The sequence below is a fragment of the Salegentibacter profundi genome, from assembly GCF_054121475.1.
This window is the reverse complement of sequence record NZ_JBSYGG010000001.1, coordinates 83,541-102,059: the sequence shown is the minus strand read 5'-3', so window position 1 is coordinate 102,059 and position 18,519 is coordinate 83,541. Positions and strand designations below refer to the sequence as shown.

Below are 18,519 nucleotides of genomic sequence, written 5' to 3'. Positions count from 1 at the left end.
AGAAAAGATTAATTAAAGAAGAATATAATGGCAAATCACAAGTCAGCGTTGAAGAGGATACGTAGCAATGAGGCAAAACGTCTTAGGAATCGCTACCAGCATAAAACCACTAGAAACGCAATCAAAAAATTGCGTGAGGCTGATAAGAAAGAAGCTGAAACTTTGCTTCCTTCTGTAGTTTCTATGGTGGATAAATTAGCTAAGAAAAACATTATACACGATAATAAAGCTGCTAACCTTAAATCTAAACTTACTAAGCACGTAGCAGCGCTATAAGATTATTACAGTGTTCAATTATTGAATGCTTTCTGTGAGAACGGGAAGCATTTTTTTGTGCTTTTTTTTAGAAACCTAGAAAACTGAAAGGCCAGAAAGAGTGGTTAGTCTTTCCAGGGCTTTCATCCCCAGCTCTGAATTCCCTTTATGGTTAAGTATAGGACTCCAGACCGCTACTGAATACTGGTCTGGGTGAATCGCTACTATCCCACCTCCAACGCCACTTTTCCCAGGAAGTCCTACCTCAAAACTAAACTCCCCTGCTTCATCGTAAAATCCACATGTTTGCATTAGGGCATTTATACGTTTTACAGTAGTTGGCGTAAGGATTTCTTCTCCTGTTTCGAGGACCTTCCCTTTATTAGCATAGATCATAAATGCTTGTGCCAATTCTTTACAGGTCATCGAGAGGCTACAGAGATTAAAATAGAAATCGACAATCGGTTCAACCTCACATTTTATATTTCCTAATGCTTTCATATAATTTACCAAAGCTATATTGCGATATCCGGTAGATTTTTCAGAAGCTGCAATTTTTTTATCAAAATTTATTTCTGGGTTACCCGAGATCTTTCTGACAAAATCAAGTAATTCTTGTTTAGGATCTTCTAATTGGTCAACCAAAATATCTGAGATTACCAAAGCCCCCGCATTTATAAAAGGATTTCGAGGAACCCCTTGTTCATATTCCAGCTGAGTCAAAGAATTAAAGGGATCGCCCGAAGGCTCCACATCAACCCGTTGCCATAGGTCCTCACCCATTAAAATCATCGCCATGGATAGGGAAAAAACTTTTGCTATACTTTGTATGGAAAAATTTTCATTGCTGTCACCAAAACAAAAGTGTTGGTTATCTCCGCAATAAACGTGCATTCCGAATTTTCTAGGGTCTACTTTAGCAAGTTCTGGAATGTAAGAGGCTACCTTGCCTTCTACATCTCGGTAGTTCATTTCCTCTTGGATAGTATTCAATATTTCCTGGTAATCCATCAATGTAAATCCTTTAAGGAAGTTCCGGTTTCTATTGTGAAAGGTACTTGTTCTGGTTTGAAAATAATGGCATCTGGTTTTCCTTTTAACGTAATTTTATCACCGTTAACTACCAGCCAGCTTCCTTCCCGTAACCCAATTACAGGTTGAGTATTTATTGTGTGAAATTCTTTGATTCTTGTTTCCCGGGTTTCTCCTTTATGTGTTGAATTTTTATCAGGGTCTAAATAATGAGGATTAATGTTAAAGGGAACAACTCCCAATGTTTTAAAAGATGGAGGATATATTATGGGCATATCATTAGTGGTTTGCATAGTGAGTCCGGCAATATTAGTTCCAGCACTGGTACCCATATATGGTGTGCCATGATCAATAGCCTCTTGCAAAATCTTCATGAGCTTATTTTTATATAACTGGGTAACCAGTAAAAAAGTATTACCTCCGCCTGTAAAAATCCCTTCAGCATTTTTTATTGCATATTCGGGATCTTGGAATTCCTGTATCCCTCTTAAGTTGATTCCGGCTTTGGAGAATGCAACAGCAGCTAGGTTGGTATATTCCTCATGTGTAATTCCACCTGGTCGCGCATATGGAATAAATAAGATTTCGGTTATTCCTTGGAAAAATTTTTTTATTTCCGGGATGAGATATTCGAGGTATTCTTGGTTATATAAGGTAGAGGTGCTGGCTAAAAGTGCTTTTTTCATCATGGTTTTTTTGTAAATTTAGAGGAAAAGGCAGGTTTAACAAAAATTTACCTGAGACTTATCCTTCTCATAAGAAGATAAATTGTTCCTTTAAGTTAAAGAAAATATGTTATGATACGCTTTGTGTTTACTTTGATTCTCTTGACCACTGCTTTTCCACTTCTTTGTCAGGAGACACAAAGAGTGATAGTAGAGGGTAAAATTATTGTTCCAGAAGGAGATAATCCCGAAGGGATGACTGTTTATAATGAAACTTCCCAAAGAGGGACTATTTCCAATACTGATGGTGAATTCAGGATAGCTGTAGCAATAAATGATAGTATAAGCTTTTCCGCTTTACAATTTCAGAAGTTCATTGTTGTAGTGGATGAGGGGGTTGTTGATTCAGGTGAACTGAATGTCTTTATTAATGAGGCAGTTACTGAACTTCCCGAGGTGGTTGTCCTGCCCCATGACCTTTCCGGTAACGTAAATGTCGATGTGGCTCGTATGGTGGTCTCAGACCCGGATTTACCACGCTATAGTGCAGCTGAATTGAAAAAAATGAATATTGTTACCGAACCAGATGCCCTTTCGGGACCCGGTAAAAATGAAGCAATGGCTGCAAGTAAGACCCGGCTTATACATGGGCTAAATTTCGTGAATATTTTTAAGGTTTTGGTGGGCGATAGTAACGGAAGCAATCAAATAAAACAACAGGAAAAGGATGAATATATCCGAAAATTATATGATGATGAATTTTTTCAGCAAAACCTGGATATTGAAAAAGATAATATCAACGATTTTATCTTCTACGCTTCAGATAACGGTCTCACTGGCGAGATGATGCAGGAAGGTAATGAACTTGACCTGATAGAATTTCTTATCTCAAAAAGCAAAGATTATAAAGATCAGATTGAAAATTAATAAAACATCACAAATTATTTTGTATTACCTTAAAGTCTCAGCTTGGAAAGGTTAGTGTTAGTTGCCTCCTTGACTGTCCTATTCAATTTCTCCCTTCGAGCTCAGGAGAAGTTTTTTAGAGGGCAAATCACCAATGATTCTCTTCCTTCACCGGTACATATTATTAATATTTCTTCCGAAAAAGGCACCCTCAGTGAGGAAACAGGAGCCTTCGCATTAACCGCGGAGCCGGGAGATTCCATTGTTTTTTCTTCTGTGCAGTATAAGAATGTGAGCCTTGTGATAAAATCGGAAATGCTGGATGAAGTTTTTGAAATCGCATTGGAAAATGAACTCCATGAACTCATGGAGGTGCAAGTTCATAAACTTTCCGGTAACCTAAAACGAGATATAAAAAATTTAAAAACTTTTGATAGGAAAGATTTTGGAATTCCTTATTCCAGTAAGAAACCTCCCGATATTGTAGCGCGTAAAATTATGGGGTTGAGCAGTCCTTCAGACCCGGTAGGTTTAATTTACGGGGCATTAAGTGGAGAGAAAAGGAAACTTAAGCAGGCCAGGGAAAATCAAAAGAAAGTTAAGCAAATCCTTGATGCCCGAAAATTGTTTTCTGAGGAATTTTATCAAAATGAATTAGGACTGGAAGAGACTGAGGTGATGAATTTTCTGTATTATTGTGCAGAAAATCCTGGTTTTCTAAAGTTGTTTAATAGGAAAGATCTCCTGGGTCTCATAGAATTTTATAATACTATCATATCCCAATATAAAAATCATGTCAGTTTGGACTGAATCTTGATGAAAAAAAATAAAACCCTTGAATGAAAAAGATATTTATTCTCTTTGTTTTTTTCTTCGTTTTGGCATCCTCAAAAGTCAGCGCGCATGAATATTACCTTAGCGTTACTGAAGTTAATTACAACCTTGAGAATCGGTCACTTCAGATCATATCCCACGTCTTTGTTGATGATTTTGAAAATGTTTTACAAAAACGTTTTAATAAGAAAATCCGCCTTATAGAAGGTGCTCAAGAAGGCCCAGTGAAAGAAATGATTGCCCGATATTTAGGGCAGAAGCTTCAGCTTAAATCAAATGGTAAGGAGCATGAGTTAAAGTATCTGGGAAAAGAATACGATAATGATCAGATAATTCTCTATATCGAAGTGGAAGATGTTACTCCTTTTACTGAAATTCGTATTTCCAATTCAATTTTAACCGATCTTTTTGATGATCAGAAAAACGTAGTTCACGTAAAAAGCAACGGGATTACCAAAAGTCTTTTATTTCACAAGAATGCAGGTGAAAAAATTTTGAATTTCAGAAATTAAACCATTTAACTTACATTAAGTCCTATTTTTAGAAAAATTAAATAACAATTCAGTTTCATGAGAAAAATTAAATTCTTAATTGCTACATTTTTAATGTTCTTTTTTGTTGGTATCTCGGCTCAGGAAGAGCAACAACAACCGGATCACCGGCAAGGCCACACCAATCAAAACAAGTTTAGACAGCTCTATGATGAGTTTTCAACTCCAAATCAATATCGTACAGGATCCGGGGCACCGGGAGAGGCTTATTATCAGAATCAGGCGGATTATAAAATGGATATCACCCTTGACGATAAGAATACTAAATTAACCGGAAATGAAACCATTACTTACCATAATAATTCTCCTGATAAACTGGAATACCTTTGGTTACAACTGGATCAGAACATCAGGGCCAAAAATTCACCAGCTCAGGAAAAGAATCCCAGTAGTATAAACCCGGTATCTAGCCCTGAAAGATTTACTAAGGAGTTTTTGAAAGAATCTTTTGATGGTGGGTTCAATATTGAGAGGGTTCATCAAGACGGGAATCCGCTTGATTATACCATCAACCAAACTATGATGAGAATCGACCTGGCAGAACCTTTGGAATCAGGAGAAAGCTATACTTTTTCCATAGATTGGTGGTATAATATAAACAATCATGTTACCGATAGAGCTCGATCAGGTTATGAGCACTTTCCAGAAGATGGTAATAATGTTTATGTAATTGCACAGTTTTTCCCAAGGATGGCCGTATACAATGATGTTGAGGGGTGGCAAAATATGCAATTCTGGGGTAATGGAGAATTCGCGCTTCCTTTTGGAGATTATGAGGTTAATATTACTGTACCTGCAGACCATTTTATGGAGGCCACGGGAGAACTTCAGAATCGGAAACAAGTGTATACCAGGGAGATGCTCAAGCGTTATGAAGATGCAAAAGAATCCTTTGATGAGCCTGTGATCATCGTAACACAGGAAGAAGCTGAGAAAGCTGAAAAAGGATTTTCCAACAAAACCAAAACCTGGAAATATAAGGCTAACATGGTAAGGGATTTCGCCTTCTCTACTTCCAGGAAATTTGTTGTGGATATGATGAATACTGATGTTCAGGGAAAAGAGGTGATGGCAGTCTCTCTTTACCCGAAAGAAGGGAATCCTTTATGGGAAGAATATTCAACTCGGGCTGTAGCCACAACTCTTGAAAGTTATTCCGACCAAACCTTTCAGTACCCTTACCATAAAGCAGTTTCAGTGCATGCTAAAAATCAGGGGATGGAATATCCAATGATTTGTTGGAATTACGGTCGTCCAGATGAGAACGGTCAATATAGTGATAGGGTGAAATACGGGATGATAAGTGTTATCATACACGAAATTGGTCATAACTTTTTTCCAATGATTGTCAATAGTGATGAGCGTCAATGGGGGTGGATGGATGAAGGATTGAACACTTTCTCTCAATTCTTGGCAGAGCAGGAATTTGGTAAAAAATATCCTGAGGCGATCGCACCTCTTGAACAATATCCTTCCAGACGAGGTATCCCTTCTAAAATAGTTCCTTATATGAAAGGAGATCAGAAGTTCATTGCTCCAATCATGTCCAACCCTGAACAGGTAATTCAATTAGGAAATAATGCCTATGGAAAACCAGCGACGGCGCTTAATATTCTAAGAGAAACTGTTATGGGGAAAGACCTTTTTGATCACGCTTATAAAACATATGCTAAGCGTTGGATGTTTAAACACCCTACTCCGGAGGATTTCTTTAGAACTATGGAAGACGCCTCAGGGGTAGACCTGGATTGGTTCTGGAGAGGTTGGTTCTATACCACCGATAATGTGGATATGGGTGTGAAGTCAGTAAAGAACTATTATCTCACTGATAAAGCGACCAAAGAAGGTACTGAATTTCTTGAGCGCTATGGTACAGCACCAGAGGATTTTGACGGGGTCTATGTTGTAGAGCAAGGAAGCGAAGAATATGACCAAGCTATGGAAGGAGGAGACCCATTGAAAAATGCATCTACCCTTAACCAGTATTTAATGGATAACTTCTCTGAAGAAGAGCGTGCCGAAATGAAAAATCCGAAATATTTCTATGAGATTACTTTTGAAAAACCTGGTGGAATTCCTATGCCACTTATAGTGGAATATACCTATGGAGATGGCACTTCAGAGAAAGTCACTTATCCTGTACAGCTTTGGAGAAAAAATGATGACCAGGTTACCAAAGCAATCGCTTCGGAAAAAGAAATTACCTCTATAGTTGTAGATCCGGATCTTGAGACTGCTGATGTAGATGTGAATAACAATAGTTGGCCACAGGAAAAGACCACGGATAAATTTGAGGAGTTTAAAAAAAGTCTGGATAATTAAATTGTGGTTATCAAATTTAAAATAATTAAGCCGACTTTAACGAGTCGGCTTTTTTTATAGTTAAATTTGTAGTTATATTTGCGCGTTATGGTAGTACATCCATTATTTATAAGTGGCGCTGAGATCGCCTTTATCATGTTTATTCTAGTGATGGTTTTTGGGGCTGATAAGATCCCGGAGATCGCCAGGGGGCTTGGTAAAGGGATGCGTACCCTAAGAAATGCTTCCAATGATATTAAAAGTGAAATTCAGAAAAGTGCCGAAAAGCAAGGTATAGATACTGATATTTCAAAGGATGTTAAAGGAGAGATCGATAAGGTAAAAGAAGATATTGACGAAATTACTGGTTCGGTTAAACGTAGATTCTAAAACCTGTTGAAATGTGGCAACAGCTTAAGCAATGGGACCGGGAATTGTTTGTGTATCTTAATAATTTAGGAATTGAATCCTACGATAATTTTTGGATTTTTGTAACCCGAATAGAGAATTGGATCCCCTTTTACATTTTTTTATTCCTTTTATACTTTATCGCCTATCACTGGAAAAAAGCAGGATTTTCTTCTTTATTTTTATTAAGTGCTTTTTTAACCACCTGGGGGTTTACCAATTCCGTAAAGGTTTTTCTTGCTCGGTTAAGACCGAATAACAACCCTGAGCTTGTAGATTTAATAAGGATCCTACAGGAACCCACCAACTATAGCTTTTTCTCCGGTCACGCTTCCTCCTCTATGGTGGCCTCGACTTTTATAGTATTAACTTTAAGAGATAAATTCCGATGGATATATGTGGTTTATATTTGGCCACTTCTATTTATAATGAGCCGAGTATATGTCGGGGTTCATTATCCTAGTGATCTATTGGTTGGTGCACTGGTAGGTGTGATTTTTGCCTTTATCTTCTTTTGGCTTTATAATAGATCCGGAAGAAGATTTATTTAACCCGACTTATAGTTAAGCCATCCCTTATAGGTAGAATCACCGTCTCGAGACGCTGGTCGGTTGCTAAAAGGTCATTGTACTCCAATAAAGCCTTTGTGGATTCGTCATCCTTATCTGGAGTTTGAATCACTTTACCGCTCCATAGTACATTGTCGGAAAGAATTATCCCATCTTTATTCATTTTTTCAATAATTAAATTGAAATATGCTGGATAATTCGGCTTATCAGCATCTATAAATACCAGGTCAAAATTAGATTGTATCTCTGGAATTTTTTCAAGAGCATTCCCTAAGTATTGTCTTATCTGATCTTTATAGGCTGAGGCCTGGAAATATTTATGCTGAAAATCGTACAACTCCTCGTTGATGTCTATGGTATGCAAAATTCCACCTTGGGTAAGTCCTTCTGCCAGACAAAGGGCGGAATACCCGGTGTAGGTTCCGATTTCCAGAATTGATTGGGGTTTTTTTATTTTTGATAAAAGACTTAAAATTCTCCCTTGATAGTGCCCGCTTAGCATCCTTGGTTGTAAGACCTTCTGGTAGGTTTCTCGGTTAAGCTTTGCTAATAACTCCGGTTCCCTTGCTGAGTGTTCTACTATGTAATCATCGATGGCTTTAGGAAGAAAATGCATAAATTTAGATCTAACATTGATACTGGCAAAGATAACTGGATTACCGGGAAATTAGGTCAAGCCAAAAGGTGATTATTATGAAACTTCAGCTTAAATTGTATTTTTACTTAAATTATTTAAAGGACCACCATGCATTTTAAAAACACCCTGGAGTTCGCCAGGGAACTTGATAAACAGGACGAATTAGGGAAATACAGGGATCAATTTATTTTCCCAAAGCATCAGGGGAAGGAGGTGGTTTATTTTACCGGGAATTCTCTTGGGCTACAACCACTTACTGCCACAAGATATGTTGAGGAGATTATGAGCGATTGGGCAAATCTTGCAGTAGAAGGTCACTTTTATGCTGATAAACCCTGGTGGGATTACCATGAACGTTTTTCTGAAAAATTGGGGAAAATAGTTGGTGCAAAACCTAGCGAAGTTTCCGTAATGAATACCTTAACGGTAAACCTTCACCTGCTAATGGTTTCATTCTATAGGCCGTCGGGAAAAAGATATAAAATTATTTGTGAGGAAAAGGCTTTTCCCAGCGACCAGTATATGATCTCCAGCCAAGTGCGTTTTCATGGCTATAAGCCAGAAGATGCTATAGTTGAACTTAAAAGAAGAGAAGGGGAACATAATTTTAGAACCGAAGATATCCTGGCCAAAATTGCGGAAATCGGTGAGGAATGTGCACTTATTTTGATCGGTGGGGTAAATTATTATACCGGTCAAGTTTTGGATATGGAACGTATTACAAAAAAAGGCCATCAGATAGGAGCAGTTGTAGGCTGGGACCTTGCACACGCGGCTGGAAATATCGAATTGAAACTAAGTGACTGGGACGTGGATTTTGCCGCCTGGTGCAGTTATAAATATATGAACAGTGGTCCAGGAAACGTTTCAGGTTATTTCGTGAATGAAAAATTTCATGGAAAAAAAGATATTCCGCGTTTTGAAGGCTGGTGGGGACATAGTAAAGAACGTCGATTTTTAATGGAATCAGAATTTCAACCTGAAACGGGAGCAAACGCATGGCAAATTAGTAATGCCCCGGTTTTAGCTCTTGCTCCTTACCTTGCTTCTATTGAAATGTTTGATGAGGTTGGGATGCCTGCGCTTATTAAAAAGCGAAATAAAATAGTGGCTTATCTTGAATATATTTTAAAGGAAATTGATAAGGAAGTTGAAAGCAGCTTTGAAATCATCACTCCCGAAGCTCAGGACGAGCGCGGTACACAGCTTTCAGTCTTTTTGCATGGAGAAGGAAAGGAGCTGTTTACTTACCTGATGGAAAATGGGGTGATCACCGATTGGCGGGAGCCTAATGTGATCAGGCTGGCCCCGGCACCATTTTATTGTTCATTTGAAGATATGTTTAAATTTGGGAAGGTGCTCAAAGAAGGAATTCGAAAAATGTAATCTTAACCGGGTTATAATAGTTAATGGCAATGAAAATAATCACATGTATAGTTTTGATGTTTTGTGGAGTTTTAACTGCACAGGAAAAAGATACTAACCTGCAGGATAAAATTGAAGCGTATACTAAAAATTTTAATGGTACTGCTGGGGTGTATGTTTATAATCTAAAATCCAAAAAGCAGGCTGGAGTAAATGCTGATACAATTTTTCCTACAGCCAGTATTGTCAAAATTCCAATTCTCATAGGATTATTTGATAAGATCGAAAAAGGTCATTTAAGTCTTAACGACACTTTATTATATAGAGATTCTAGGGAATATGGTGGTTCTGGATTAATGCAGTTTTATAAAGATTCGACCCTCACCGACCTGAGGACCTTAGCCGCTTTAATGATTACCTACAGCGATAATGTAACTTCCATATGGAGTCAGGAACTAGCCGGTGGAGGGACATCTATTAATCCTCTAATGAAAAAAATGGGGATGGAAATCACAAGAGTAAATTCAAGAACTAAAGGAAGAGAAAAAAGTTGGGAGAAATATGGCTGGGGACAAACCACTCCCAGGGAAATGGCAACATTGCTTGTTAAGATAAGAAATAGAGAACTGATAAGTGAAGCTGCCAGTGATCAAATGTATCGAATGTTGACCAGCTCCTTTTATACCGATTATGCACTTTCTCAAATTCCTCCCTATATTCAGGCTGCGGCAAAACAGGGAATGGTCAGTAAATCCCGATCTGAAGCTGTTCTCGTAAATGCGCCTTCCGGGGATTATGTTTTCTATATCGCGACTAAAAATAATTCAGATACTTCCTGGGATTATGAAAATGAAGCCTGGGAATTGCAGCGAAATATTTCTAAAATGTTATGGAATTATTTTGAGCCCGAAAGTAACTGGGAACCGGCAGAGAATTCCGATGAGCTGGTTCGAGGCTTACGCTATTAATTTACCTCGATTCCAGTAAAAAACAACTCAAAACTTCCATCAGGGGATTTATGGGATTTAGCGATTTTTAATCCATTGAAGTCTTGGTAATCTTCCCATGTAGTTGGAGATTCTCTACTTCCATCTGCTGATTTATACACCCATTCTTTGAGGATAAGGTCATCCTGGTAATAGATTTCATAGCTGTCTCCAGGAGTGTAACCGCCTTCTGAAGGGTAGGAGACCGTGATGCTGCGCATTTCTTCTTTACTGATTGGAGCCTTGGTTATCTTTTCTTCCGAAATTTGAGCATTACTCCATATTATCTGAAAAGGAAATAATAACCAGTAAGAATCATTGATAAATTTTTTGTCTAATTCTTTTTCGTCATCGGCTATACTGCCATCTTTGATATAAGTGCGGCTAACATCTCCTTCCGTTAGTCTTATTTGATTCTTACCTGTGCTCCAGTGCCAGCTCCGACTTGTTCTTACTGAATCACCTGTTTTCACGTTAAAGGTGAATTTGATTTCTTTCACATCTTCAAAGTTTTTGAAACCATGGGCTTTGGCAATTTTGTAATCTATGGTATCTTCTGAAGTATTATTTTGATTCTTATCGTTTTTGCAGGCAAAAATAAAAACAAGGGAAAGTAACAGTACAGCTCTTTTCATGGAATTGATCTTAGAATATAAATATAATAGAAAATAAAATACCCTCAGGTAATTTTCCCAAGGGTATGTTATGTATAATTTATTTTAATCTTCTGATTATAGTCGGCGGCCAGTTAGCAGCTTATATAAAATCAAGATAACGGCAATAACAATAAGGATGTGAATAATGCTTCCTAAATCAGGAAAAGCAAAATACCCTATTAGCCATCCAATAACTAACAGGACTACGATCAGCCAAATTAAATCTCTCATAATAGTGGTTTTTAGGCAACAAAGTTGCGTTGGTTAATTGATTGTATTAAAGATAATGATTTTAAATTTATTCCCTTGAATCTGGTTGATTCCGAGGTGATTATGGTCTTCTGCCAGTAGCTAGTCGATATAGGATCCCAATGACTGCAAGTACTAGTAAGATATGAATAAGATTACCTACAGCTTCTCCGAAACCTATATATCCTATAAGCCAGGCAATAATTAAGATTACAACTATAAGCCAGATTAGATCTCTCATTTTTTTTCTAATTTATGGTTATTGTAAACTAAATTACAATATCAAAACAGTTGCTTTGATTGATTTAACGAGTGTTTAACCTAATTGTTAAAAAAACACTGAAAAAACATCAACCCTGGGATTCTATTTTGTTGATTCTCATTTCATAATCCTCCATGGCTTCCCGAATGGCATCCACATTATCTGAAGCCTTTTGATGAGCAGCTTCCATAACATTCTCTAAATCCTTATCAGGGTGCTGAAATAGATCGGTAATTACATGATTTATCTTATCAATTATACTCTCTTGAGAATTCTTGATATCTTCAAGTTTATTAAGAACAGATCGCATCTGTTCTAATTTTTGTTCATCCATAGTTAATTTTACTTTGGTTGGTTATTTAAATTTATAGATTTCACCCTGGACCTTTATAGCTCTTAACCCGGCTTTAGGTTTTTTTATAAAAATATTAGCAATTTTTAGTGTATTTGGATTAAAACCGGCTTTAGGTATTAGGAATTAATTATTTTCGTAGACAAATCCCGGTGATTTTAAATCGGTTTCATCAATATTTATGCAGTCTTCAAAAAATATAGCCATAGTTGGCTCGGGCCTAGTTGGTTCTTTATTGGCTCTTTACCTTCAAAAAGAAGGTCATAAAGTAATAGTATTTGATCGGCGTCCTGATATTCGAAAAGTAGAATTTTCAGGAAGGTCCATTAATCTGGCAATGTCTAATCGTGGATGGAAGGCCTTACGAGAGATAGGAATAGAGGAGGAAATTAAAAAGATTGCCCTTCCTTTAGATAAAAGAGCGCTTCATGTTTCTTCGCAGCCTCTTTATTTCCAACCATATGGAAAAAAAGGAGAAGCTATATATTCGATTTCCAGGGGAGTTCTTAACCGTAAAATGATAACACTTGCTGAATCTTCGGGGGTAAAATTTCGATTTGAAGAAAAAGTTTGGGATATCGATTTGGTTAATGCCCATTTATACACGGGAGATTCTGAAAAAAGCCAGTGGAAGGAGTACCAATATGATCTTATCTTCGGGGCTGATGGGGCATTTTCCCGTGTCCGGCATAAAATGCAACGTAACAGCCGCTTTAATTATTCTCAGCATTTTGTAGAGGTAGGGTATAAGGAACTTACAATTTCTGCAAATCCAGATGGAAGCCATAAACTAGATAAAACTTCCTTTCATATTTGGCCTCGGGGGGAATTTATGCTCATTGCTATGCCTAACCTCGATGGAAGTTTCACATGTACGCTGTTTTTACCCTTTGAAGGGGAGGTTTCATTCGAGAGTATAACTACAGAGCCTCAGGCAGAGGCTTTTTTTGAATCACATTTTCCTGATATAAAGGAGGAAATTTCTAATCTGAAAAGAGATTTTTTTAAAAACCCCACCAGTTCCATGGTGACCATTAAATGTTTTCCCTGGACTTACTGGAATAAAGTTGCTCTGGTAGGTGATTCGGCACACGCTATCGTACCATTTTATGGTCAGGGTATGAATGCTGGTTTTGAAGATGTTTCAGTTCTTTTTGAAAAAATGAAAGCCTATGGTGATAACTGGGAAAAAATTTTTACTGAATACCAACATGAGCGAAAACCAAATGCCGACGCCATTGCTGAACTCAGTTACCGTAATTTTTTGGAGATGAGTAGTAAAACAGCTGATCCTGAATTTATCCTTCGAAAGAAGATCGAAAGGCGTTTTGGTGAGAAATATCCAGAGCTATGGCTTCCTATGTATTCTCGTGTAACTTTTTCCGATAAACCATATACTGAGGCATTGGCAATTGGTGACTGGCAGCGTGCTGTAATGGATAAAGTAATGGAAATACCGAATATTGAAGAAAATTGGAATTCTCAGGAGGTAGAGGATAAAATGATGGGAATCATTGAAAAAAGTGAGCATCCTTAAACCTCCTCTTCTTCCTCTTTTAATTTTGGAGATAAATTTAAGCTTTGATATACCCCATGTAGCGTTTCCTTATCTTCGGTTAGTACTATTAAAATATCATTAGATTCAATAATGGTATTGCCATTGGGGGTGATGAATTTATCTCCTCTGGAAATCATGGCTATTATAGCCTTTCTCGGAAATTTTAGATCAACAATTCTCTTTCCAATTGAATGATTATTCTCTGGGATTTCGATCTCATTCAGCAAAGATTTTGCACCATCTGCCATGAATGCATCAACAGGAGATTTCGGTTTTACCTTCATTGGGAGTGCAACATGCAGCCATTTGGCAATAAGGGATAGAGTAGTTCCCTGTAATAAAACAGATGTAAGAGAAACGAAAAATACGATATTAAATATCATATTCGCTTTTTCAATTCCTGCGATAAGGGGATAGGTTGCAAATACAATAGGTACGGCACCTCTAAGCCCTACCCAGGAAATATACAGCCGCCTCCTCATTTTCATTTTAAAAAATGCGAGGCTGAGCATTACCCCAAGGGGTCTTGCGATAAAGATTAAAAAGCCAGAAATTAGAATTCCTATTCCAACTATAGGTAATACCTGAGATGGATATACTAAAAGACCTAAGGTTAGGAATAAAACTATCTGCATTAACCAGGCTAGTCCATCAAACATTCGCATAATGGTCTTTTTATGAATTATGCTGTGGTTGCCTAGATAGACCCCACTAAGGTAAACGGCAAGGAAACCATTACCTCCCAGGAAGTCAGTGGCGGAAAATACAATAAACATTAATGCAATAGCCAGGACAGGGTAGAGCCCTTCAAAATCCAGTCTGATCTTATTGATGATAATTTTGCTGAGTTTGCCCATTAAAAACCCCATCGCTGTACCTATAAGAATTTGCTGAAGGAAAAAAGGGATGATACTCCATAAGCTCTTCTCCGGACTTAGCACAAGGCTTAGGAATGCTATGGTAAGAAAATAGGCCATAGGGTCATTACTACCGCTTTCTAGCTCAAGTGTGGGCCTTAGTTTAGATTTGAGAGCTAGATTTTTTGATCTTAAAATAGAAAAAACCGCAGCAGCATCTGTTGAAGAAACAATGGCCCCAAGGAGCAAAGCTTCATAAATAGTAAAATCCGTAATAGACCATACAAAAGTTCCAAGTCCCAATGCTGTGAAGAGCACGCCGAGCGTAGATAGGGATATTCCCTGCCAGAGTACAGGTTGTATACTTTTCCAACTGGTATCGAGACCACCGGAAAACAAGATAAAATTCAGGGAGACAATACCAATGAATTGGGCAAGGCCAGGATCATTGAAATGAATATTCCCAATTCCTTCTGAGCCTGCAAGCATTCCTACTGCTAGGAAAAGCACCAAAGTTGGTACCCCAAAACGATAAGAAGTCTTTCCTGCTAAAATACTAATGAATAGCAACAAAGAACCAATCAGGAGAACATTTTCAATGGTGATACTCATCTACACAAAAATTTGAGGCTAAAAATACAGTTTTGGAGGCAGCATTAGAATCAATTCAAAAAAAAAGCAGCCACATGCTGCTATTTTTTTTGAATTAGTTTGGGGTCAATGATCCTCTTTCTTAAGAATATCTTGAAATTTAGCTTTAAATCTATTAAGCCTGGGAATAGATACTTTTTGTATATAAGGATTGTTTGGATTATTTTTTTCGTAATTCTGATGATAATCCTCTGCTATCCAGAACTTCTGAAAGGGGAGAATTTCAGCCGCAACCGGTTTTTTATAATCGGATGCGACTTCTGCTTTTACCTGCTCAATAATCTGTCTTTGCTTTTTATTCTGAAAAAATATAATCGAACGGTATTGCGAGCCCTGATCGGGTCCCTGGCCATTAACCTGGGTGGGATCTTGTGAACCGAAATATGCCTCAACAAGTGTTCTAAAGGACACTATTTCCGGGTCGTAGAGTACTTCCACAGCCTCAGCATGACCGGTTTTGCCAGTATTGCTTGACTCATAAGTTGGGTTTTTGGTGTGGCCCCCAGAATATCCGGAGACTGCTTCCTTAACACCTTCAATACTTTCGTAGATAGCTTCTACGCACCAGAAGCATCCACTTGCGAAATAGGCTTTTTCCAGCCCGTTTTCCGCCTGGACCTCAACGGGTTCTGCGTTGGCTATTTCCGGTCTAGTTACTGATTCCTCTTGTGCATTGTTTTTACAAGAAAAGAGTACTACTGCTAGTAAACTAAATATAATTCGTTTCATCCTCTATAATTTTCGGTATGAGCCTTCCAAAGTTTTTTTTCCATAAATAGCATAATCTACTGCCAATTCACCATTTATAGAAAAGCCTTTCCAGTCGAGTTCTATTCCTTCTGCAGTTCGAGTAATTTCGGCAATAGGGGTCTGAGTGTCAAATTCCTCCCAAGGGAGTTCCTCGTTGGTGTTTTTTGTGGAAGGCCCGGTAAAATAGACCAGGGTAGTGGCTCCCTCTTGAGAAAATCGTGCATTTATATAGATTTCTTTATCTTTCAGACAGAGTTCAGACTGGCCTGTGGAAACAATATCAATACAAAAGCAGCTACAATTGACATCATTTTCACCAATCTTCACATATTTGGTGAAATCTATACTTGCTTGAGTTTCATTCTGGGTTTTTCCTCCATTTATATTTCCAGGTGATTCCCTATTGTCATTTGGACGGGTTGAATCATTCTCCGACTTTTTTGACGCTGAATCCGTTGTTTCTGAATCTGGATAGGTTAACCCATCATCTATTTGTTTTGTCTCCTGACTCTCCACTTCTTTTTTATCCTCCTGATTTTTGCAGGAAAGGAGGCCTAAAGCCAAAGTAAGTAATATTAAATATTTTTTCATTTCAGTAGGTTTTGAACATCTAAAGGTAGAATTTATATGATGTTTAAGTGTGAAATACTTGTTAATCAATACTTAAACAGCAACTAATAAAAAAGCCCCGTACCTTTAGGTATGGGGCTTTATAAATTAAACTTAAGCAACTACTAACTTACTTTGGTAAATAAATTGCTCATTTTTTCCTGTTCTTCCTTGGCGAGTTCTTCATCGACCAAAATACGGCCACTATGCTCATCGGTAATGATCTTTTTGCGCCCTGCGATTTCCATGATAACCTGTGGTGGAATAGTGAAGTATGAACCTCCGGAGGCACCGCGTTCCACCGGAACAATAGCCAATCCATTTTTTACATTACTTCTAATTCTTTTATAGGCTTTAACCAGACGTTCTTCGATATTTTTTTCGAACTCCTCGGATTTTTTGATAAGGGCCTGTTCTTCTTTTTCAGTTTCTGAAAGAATTTCATCCAATTCATTTTTCTTATGCTCAAGATGCTTTACTCTTTCGGCCAAACGATCCTTGGTTTGTTCAATTACTTCTTTTTTCTGCTCAATCTGAACTTTATATTCCGAAATATGCTTTTCTGCTAGTTCTATTTCCAGTTCCTGGAATTCAACTTCTTTTGAAAGTGCATTGAATTCCCTGTTATTACGTACATTCTTTTGCTGTTCAGAATATTTTTTAATGGTGGCTTTAGACTCGTCTATCTGGTTTTTTTTGCTTTTTATATCATTTTCAATAACTTCAATATCGGCATCCAGTTTCTCTAAACGAGTATTTAACCCAGCTACTTCATCTTCCAAATCTTCCACTTCTAAAGGAAGTTCGCCACGAACGTTTCTGATTTCATCAATTCTTGAATCTACCAGTTGAAGATCGTACAATGCTCTTAACTTCTCTTCTACAGTAACTTCGTTTTTTTTTGCCATAGTTAAATATACTTGATAGGATTGGTATTTGTCTCTGCTAAAATAATTGCAAAATTACTAATTTTTTTTGTCAAATAAGAATGTAGCAGATTTTTTGTGTATTGCTCGCTTTCATAGTGACCGATATCTGCCAGCACCAGTTTTTTCTCGGCTTTGTAGAAATCGTGATACTTCAGATCAGCGGTTAAATAGATATCTGCACCGGCATATTTGGCATTTTCGATGGCAAAACTACCACTGCCGCCTAATACAGCTACCTTTCTTACAGGTTTCTGAAGTAATTCAGAGTGTCTAATGCATTTTGATTTAAATATTTCTTTTACCTCCTCTAGAAAGTCTTCTTCATTCCGTGCTGAGTCAAGCTCTCCTATCATCCCCATTCCTATTTGTTGATTCGAGTTATCCAAGGTGGCGATTTCATAAGCGACTTCTTCATATGGATGGCTAGAGAAAAGTGCCTTCAAAATCTTTCCTTCCAGATGTGCGGGAAAGGTTAAATTTATTTGTGTCTCTTCCTCAAAGTGTACCTCTCCTTTTTCCCCAATTACAGGATTTGCTTCTTCATTAGGTCTAAAACTTCCTGATCCTTTAAGGTTAAAACTACAATTATCGTAATTTCCAATACTTCCGGCTCCAGCTTTAAAAAGGGCTTTTCGCACTTCATCGGTATTGTTGATAGGGACATAAGTGCTGAGTTTTTTTATGCTTTGTTTGCGCGGGATAAGAATTTTTCTGTTTTTTAATCCCAGCTTTTCACAAATCATGTCGTTGACCCCTTTGTACTGATTATCCAGAGCAGTGTGAATGGCATAGATAGCGATATCATTCTTTATCGCTTTTATTACGGTGCGCTCCACATAATTTCTTCCATTGAGTTTTCTTAATCCTGAAAAGATAATTGGATGAAAGCTAATTATAAGGTTACAATTTTTTTCTAAAGCTTCATCTACGACTTCTTCCAGGGTGTCCAAGGCGAGTAGTGCTCCTTTTACCTCGGTGTTCACATCTCCGGTAAGAAGTCCTACATTATCAAAATCTTCAGCATAATAGGGGGGCGCAAAATCTTCCAGTATATTAATTACTTCCTGAATCCGCATTTAATTTAATTATATTGAAAGCAGAAGCCTGCTTTTGTTAATTTTGTTTGAGCTAGCTTAA

At 37.6% G+C, this 18,519-nt stretch carries 22 protein-coding genes; 10 read left to right on the top strand and 12 right to left on the bottom strand.

Features of this window, described 5'->3' with window-relative positions; translation table 11 throughout:
• Positions 1 to 27: 27 nt before the first annotated feature.
• Positions 28 to 276, top strand: coding sequence for a 30S ribosomal protein S20 (rpsT, locus tag ACW6NC_RS00515; protein ID WP_081208987.1), 249 nt, complete (start codon positions 28 to 30; stop codon positions 274 to 276).
• A 75-nt stretch (positions 277 to 351) separates the two neighbouring features.
• On the opposite strand, the gene ACW6NC_RS00510 is transcribed toward rpsT, so the two are convergent.
• Both ACW6NC_RS00510 and pepE read right to left on the bottom strand, forming a co-directional pair.
• Positions 352 to 1,266, bottom strand: a complete 915-nt coding sequence (locus tag ACW6NC_RS00510; RefSeq protein ID WP_457863017.1) for a glutaminase — start codon at positions 1,264 to 1,266, stop codon at positions 352 to 354.
• Positions 1,266 to 1,973 (bottom strand): dipeptidase PepE, encoded by a 708-nt coding sequence (gene pepE / locus ACW6NC_RS00505; protein ID WP_457863661.1) that lies wholly within the window; start codon positions 1,971 to 1,973, stop codon positions 1,266 to 1,268. Before pepE ends, ACW6NC_RS00510 begins: the two co-directional genes overlap by 1 nt.
• Before the next feature lie 111 nt (positions 1,974 to 2,084).
• Here pepE and ACW6NC_RS00500 point away from each other — a divergent pair, with 111 nt between their 5' ends.
• From ACW6NC_RS00500 to ACW6NC_RS00475, 6 genes are all read left to right on the top strand, one after another.
• Complete coding sequence (locus ACW6NC_RS00500; RefSeq protein WP_457863015.1) at positions 2,085 to 2,879, top strand: hypothetical protein; 795 nt, start codon at positions 2,085 to 2,087, stop codon at positions 2,877 to 2,879.
• 42 nt (positions 2,880 to 2,921) lie between these two features.
• The gene (locus tag ACW6NC_RS00495; protein WP_457863013.1) at positions 2,922 to 3,668 is read left to right on the top strand and encodes a hypothetical protein; all 747 of its coding nucleotides are present in this window, start codon (positions 2,922 to 2,924) and stop codon (positions 3,666 to 3,668) included.
• 29 nt (positions 3,669 to 3,697) lie between these two features.
• Positions 3,698 to 4,204 carry a DUF6702 family protein gene (locus tag ACW6NC_RS00490; protein ID WP_457863011.1) on the top strand — a complete coding sequence of 169 codons (507 nt, stop codon included), beginning with the start codon at positions 3,698 to 3,700 and terminating at the stop codon, positions 4,202 to 4,204.
• Between the two features lie 57 nt (positions 4,205 to 4,261).
• Complete coding sequence (locus tag ACW6NC_RS00485) at positions 4,262 to 6,565, top strand: M1 family metallopeptidase (protein ID WP_457863009.1); 2,304 nt, start codon at positions 4,262 to 4,264, stop codon at positions 6,563 to 6,565.
• Positions 6,566 to 6,652: 87 nt separating this feature from the next.
• Complete coding sequence (locus ACW6NC_RS00480; RefSeq protein WP_457863007.1) at positions 6,653 to 6,934, top strand: Sec-independent protein translocase subunit TatA/TatB; 282 nt, start codon at positions 6,653 to 6,655, stop codon at positions 6,932 to 6,934.
• A gap of 11 nt (positions 6,935 to 6,945) precedes the next feature.
• Positions 6,946 to 7,503 carry a phosphatase PAP2 family protein gene (locus tag ACW6NC_RS00475; protein ID WP_457863005.1) on the top strand — a complete coding sequence of 186 codons (558 nt, stop codon included), beginning with the start codon at positions 6,946 to 6,948 and terminating at the stop codon, positions 7,501 to 7,503.
• Here the strand turns inward: ACW6NC_RS00475 and ACW6NC_RS00470 are convergent.
• Complete coding sequence (locus ACW6NC_RS00470) at positions 7,496 to 8,137, bottom strand: O-methyltransferase (RefSeq protein ID WP_457863004.1); 642 nt, start codon at positions 8,135 to 8,137, stop codon at positions 7,496 to 7,498. The genes ACW6NC_RS00475 and ACW6NC_RS00470 overlap by 8 nt on opposite strands.
• Positions 8,138 to 8,266: 129 nt before the next feature.
• Here ACW6NC_RS00470 and kynU point away from each other — a divergent pair, with 129 nt between their 5' ends.
• Both kynU and ACW6NC_RS00460 read left to right on the top strand, forming a co-directional pair.
• Positions 8,267 to 9,544 carry a kynureninase gene (gene kynU, locus ACW6NC_RS00465; RefSeq protein ID WP_457863002.1) on the top strand — a complete coding sequence of 426 codons (1,278 nt, stop codon included), beginning with the start codon at positions 8,267 to 8,269 and terminating at the stop codon, positions 9,542 to 9,544.
• A gap of 29 nt (positions 9,545 to 9,573) precedes the next feature.
• The gene (locus ACW6NC_RS00460) at positions 9,574 to 10,491 is read left to right on the top strand and encodes a serine hydrolase (protein WP_457863000.1); all 918 of its coding nucleotides are present in this window, start codon (positions 9,574 to 9,576) and stop codon (positions 10,489 to 10,491) included.
• Here ACW6NC_RS00460 and ACW6NC_RS00455 read toward each other — a convergent pair.
• From ACW6NC_RS00455 to ACW6NC_RS00440, 4 genes are all read right to left on the bottom strand, one after another.
• Positions 10,488 to 11,144 carry a hypothetical protein gene (locus ACW6NC_RS00455; RefSeq protein WP_457862998.1) on the bottom strand — a complete coding sequence of 219 codons (657 nt, stop codon included), beginning with the start codon at positions 11,142 to 11,144 and terminating at the stop codon, positions 10,488 to 10,490. The genes ACW6NC_RS00460 and ACW6NC_RS00455 overlap by 4 nt on opposite strands.
• Positions 11,145 to 11,240: 96 nt before the next feature.
• Complete coding sequence (locus tag ACW6NC_RS00450; RefSeq protein ID WP_106197114.1) at positions 11,241 to 11,396, bottom strand: lmo0937 family membrane protein; 156 nt, start codon at positions 11,394 to 11,396, stop codon at positions 11,241 to 11,243.
• Positions 11,397 to 11,496: 100 nt separating this feature from the next.
• A complete protein-coding gene (locus ACW6NC_RS00445; protein ID WP_457862996.1) occupies positions 11,497 to 11,655 on the bottom strand; it encodes a lmo0937 family membrane protein in 159 nt (52 codons plus the stop codon).
• Between the two features lie 109 nt (positions 11,656 to 11,764).
• The gene (locus ACW6NC_RS00440) at positions 11,765 to 12,010 is read right to left on the bottom strand and encodes a hypothetical protein (protein ID WP_457862995.1); all 246 of its coding nucleotides are present in this window, start codon (positions 12,008 to 12,010) and stop codon (positions 11,765 to 11,767) included.
• A 199-nt stretch (positions 12,011 to 12,209) separates the two neighbouring features.
• Between ACW6NC_RS00440 and ACW6NC_RS00435 the strand changes: the two genes are divergently transcribed.
• The gene (locus ACW6NC_RS00435) at positions 12,210 to 13,565 is read left to right on the top strand and encodes an FAD-dependent oxidoreductase (protein ID WP_457862994.1); all 1,356 of its coding nucleotides are present in this window, start codon (positions 12,210 to 12,212) and stop codon (positions 13,563 to 13,565) included.
• Here the strand turns inward: ACW6NC_RS00435 and ACW6NC_RS00430 are convergent.
• From ACW6NC_RS00430 to ACW6NC_RS00410, 5 genes are all read right to left on the bottom strand, one after another.
• Positions 13,562 to 15,055: a potassium/proton antiporter gene (locus tag ACW6NC_RS00430; protein WP_457862992.1), complete on the bottom strand. Its 1,494-nt coding sequence runs from the start codon at positions 15,053 to 15,055 to the stop codon at positions 13,562 to 13,564. The genes ACW6NC_RS00435 and ACW6NC_RS00430 overlap by 4 nt on opposite strands.
• Positions 15,056 to 15,160: 105 nt before the next feature.
• Positions 15,161 to 15,823, bottom strand: a complete 663-nt coding sequence (gene msrA / locus ACW6NC_RS00425) for a peptide-methionine (S)-S-oxide reductase MsrA (protein ID WP_457862990.1) — start codon at positions 15,821 to 15,823, stop codon at positions 15,161 to 15,163.
• 3 nt (positions 15,824 to 15,826) lie between these two features.
• The gene (locus ACW6NC_RS00420) at positions 15,827 to 16,435 is read right to left on the bottom strand and encodes a hypothetical protein (RefSeq protein WP_457862988.1); all 609 of its coding nucleotides are present in this window, start codon (positions 16,433 to 16,435) and stop codon (positions 15,827 to 15,829) included.
• Positions 16,436 to 16,578: 143 nt separating this feature from the next.
• Positions 16,579 to 17,361 (bottom strand): zinc ribbon domain-containing protein, encoded by a 783-nt coding sequence (locus ACW6NC_RS00415; RefSeq protein WP_457862987.1) that lies wholly within the window; start codon positions 17,359 to 17,361, stop codon positions 16,579 to 16,581.
• 2 nt (positions 17,362 to 17,363) lie between these two features.
• Positions 17,364 to 18,458: a Nif3-like dinuclear metal center hexameric protein gene (locus ACW6NC_RS00410; RefSeq protein WP_457862985.1), complete on the bottom strand. Its 1,095-nt coding sequence runs from the start codon at positions 18,456 to 18,458 to the stop codon at positions 17,364 to 17,366.
• Positions 18,459 to 18,519 lie beyond the last annotated feature (61 nt).

Coding starts and splice junctions, on each gene's coding strand:
- ACW6NC_RS00500 (WP_457863015.1), top strand. CDS start 2,085: ATGATACGCTTTGTGTTTACTTTGATTCTCTTGACCACTGCTTTTCCA.
- msrA (WP_457862990.1), bottom strand. CDS start 15,823: ATGAAACGAATTATATTTAGTTTACTAGCAGTAGTACTCTTTTCTTGT.
- ACW6NC_RS00490 (WP_457863011.1), top strand. CDS start 3,698: ATGAAAAAGATATTTATTCTCTTTGTTTTTTTCTTCGTTTTGGCATCC.
- ACW6NC_RS00415 (WP_457862987.1), bottom strand. CDS start 17,361: ATGGCAAAAAAAAACGAAGTTACTGTAGAAGAGAAGTTAAGAGCATTG.
- rpsT (WP_081208987.1), top strand. CDS start 28: ATGGCAAATCACAAGTCAGCGTTGAAGAGGATACGTAGCAATGAGGCA.
- ACW6NC_RS00420 (WP_457862988.1), bottom strand. CDS start 16,435: ATGAAAAAATATTTAATATTACTTACTTTGGCTTTAGGCCTCCTTTCC.
- ACW6NC_RS00445 (WP_457862996.1), bottom strand. CDS start 11,655: ATGAGAGATCTAATCTGGCTTATAGTTGTAATCTTAATTATTGCCTGG.
- ACW6NC_RS00440 (WP_457862995.1), bottom strand. CDS start 12,010: ATGGATGAACAAAAATTAGAACAGATGCGATCTGTTCTTAATAAACTT.
- ACW6NC_RS00475 (WP_457863005.1), top strand. CDS start 6,946: ATGTGGCAACAGCTTAAGCAATGGGACCGGGAATTGTTTGTGTATCTT.
- ACW6NC_RS00450 (WP_106197114.1), bottom strand. CDS start 11,396: ATGAGAGATTTAATTTGGCTGATCGTAGTCCTGTTAGTTATTGGATGG.
- ACW6NC_RS00410 (WP_457862985.1), bottom strand. CDS start 18,458: ATGCGGATTCAGGAAGTAATTAATATACTGGAAGATTTTGCGCCCCCC.
- pepE (WP_457863661.1), bottom strand. CDS start 1,973: ATGAAAAAAGCACTTTTAGCCAGCACCTCTACCTTATATAACCAAGAA.
- ACW6NC_RS00470 (WP_457863004.1), bottom strand. CDS start 8,137: ATGCATTTTCTTCCTAAAGCCATCGATGATTACATAGTAGAACACTCA.
- ACW6NC_RS00460 (WP_457863000.1), top strand. CDS start 9,574: ATGAAAATAATCACATGTATAGTTTTGATGTTTTGTGGAGTTTTAACT.
- ACW6NC_RS00480 (WP_457863007.1), top strand. CDS start 6,653: ATGGTAGTACATCCATTATTTATAAGTGGCGCTGAGATCGCCTTTATC.
- kynU (WP_457863002.1), top strand. CDS start 8,267: ATGCATTTTAAAAACACCCTGGAGTTCGCCAGGGAACTTGATAAACAG.
- ACW6NC_RS00435 (WP_457862994.1), top strand. CDS start 12,210: ATGCAGTCTTCAAAAAATATAGCCATAGTTGGCTCGGGCCTAGTTGGT.
- ACW6NC_RS00430 (WP_457862992.1), bottom strand. CDS start 15,055: ATGAGTATCACCATTGAAAATGTTCTCCTGATTGGTTCTTTGTTGCTA.
- ACW6NC_RS00455 (WP_457862998.1), bottom strand. CDS start 11,144: ATGAAAAGAGCTGTACTGTTACTTTCCCTTGTTTTTATTTTTGCCTGC.
- ACW6NC_RS00510 (WP_457863017.1), bottom strand. CDS start 1,266: ATGGATTACCAGGAAATATTGAATACTATCCAAGAGGAAATGAACTAC.
- ACW6NC_RS00485 (WP_457863009.1), top strand. CDS start 4,262: ATGAGAAAAATTAAATTCTTAATTGCTACATTTTTAATGTTCTTTTTT.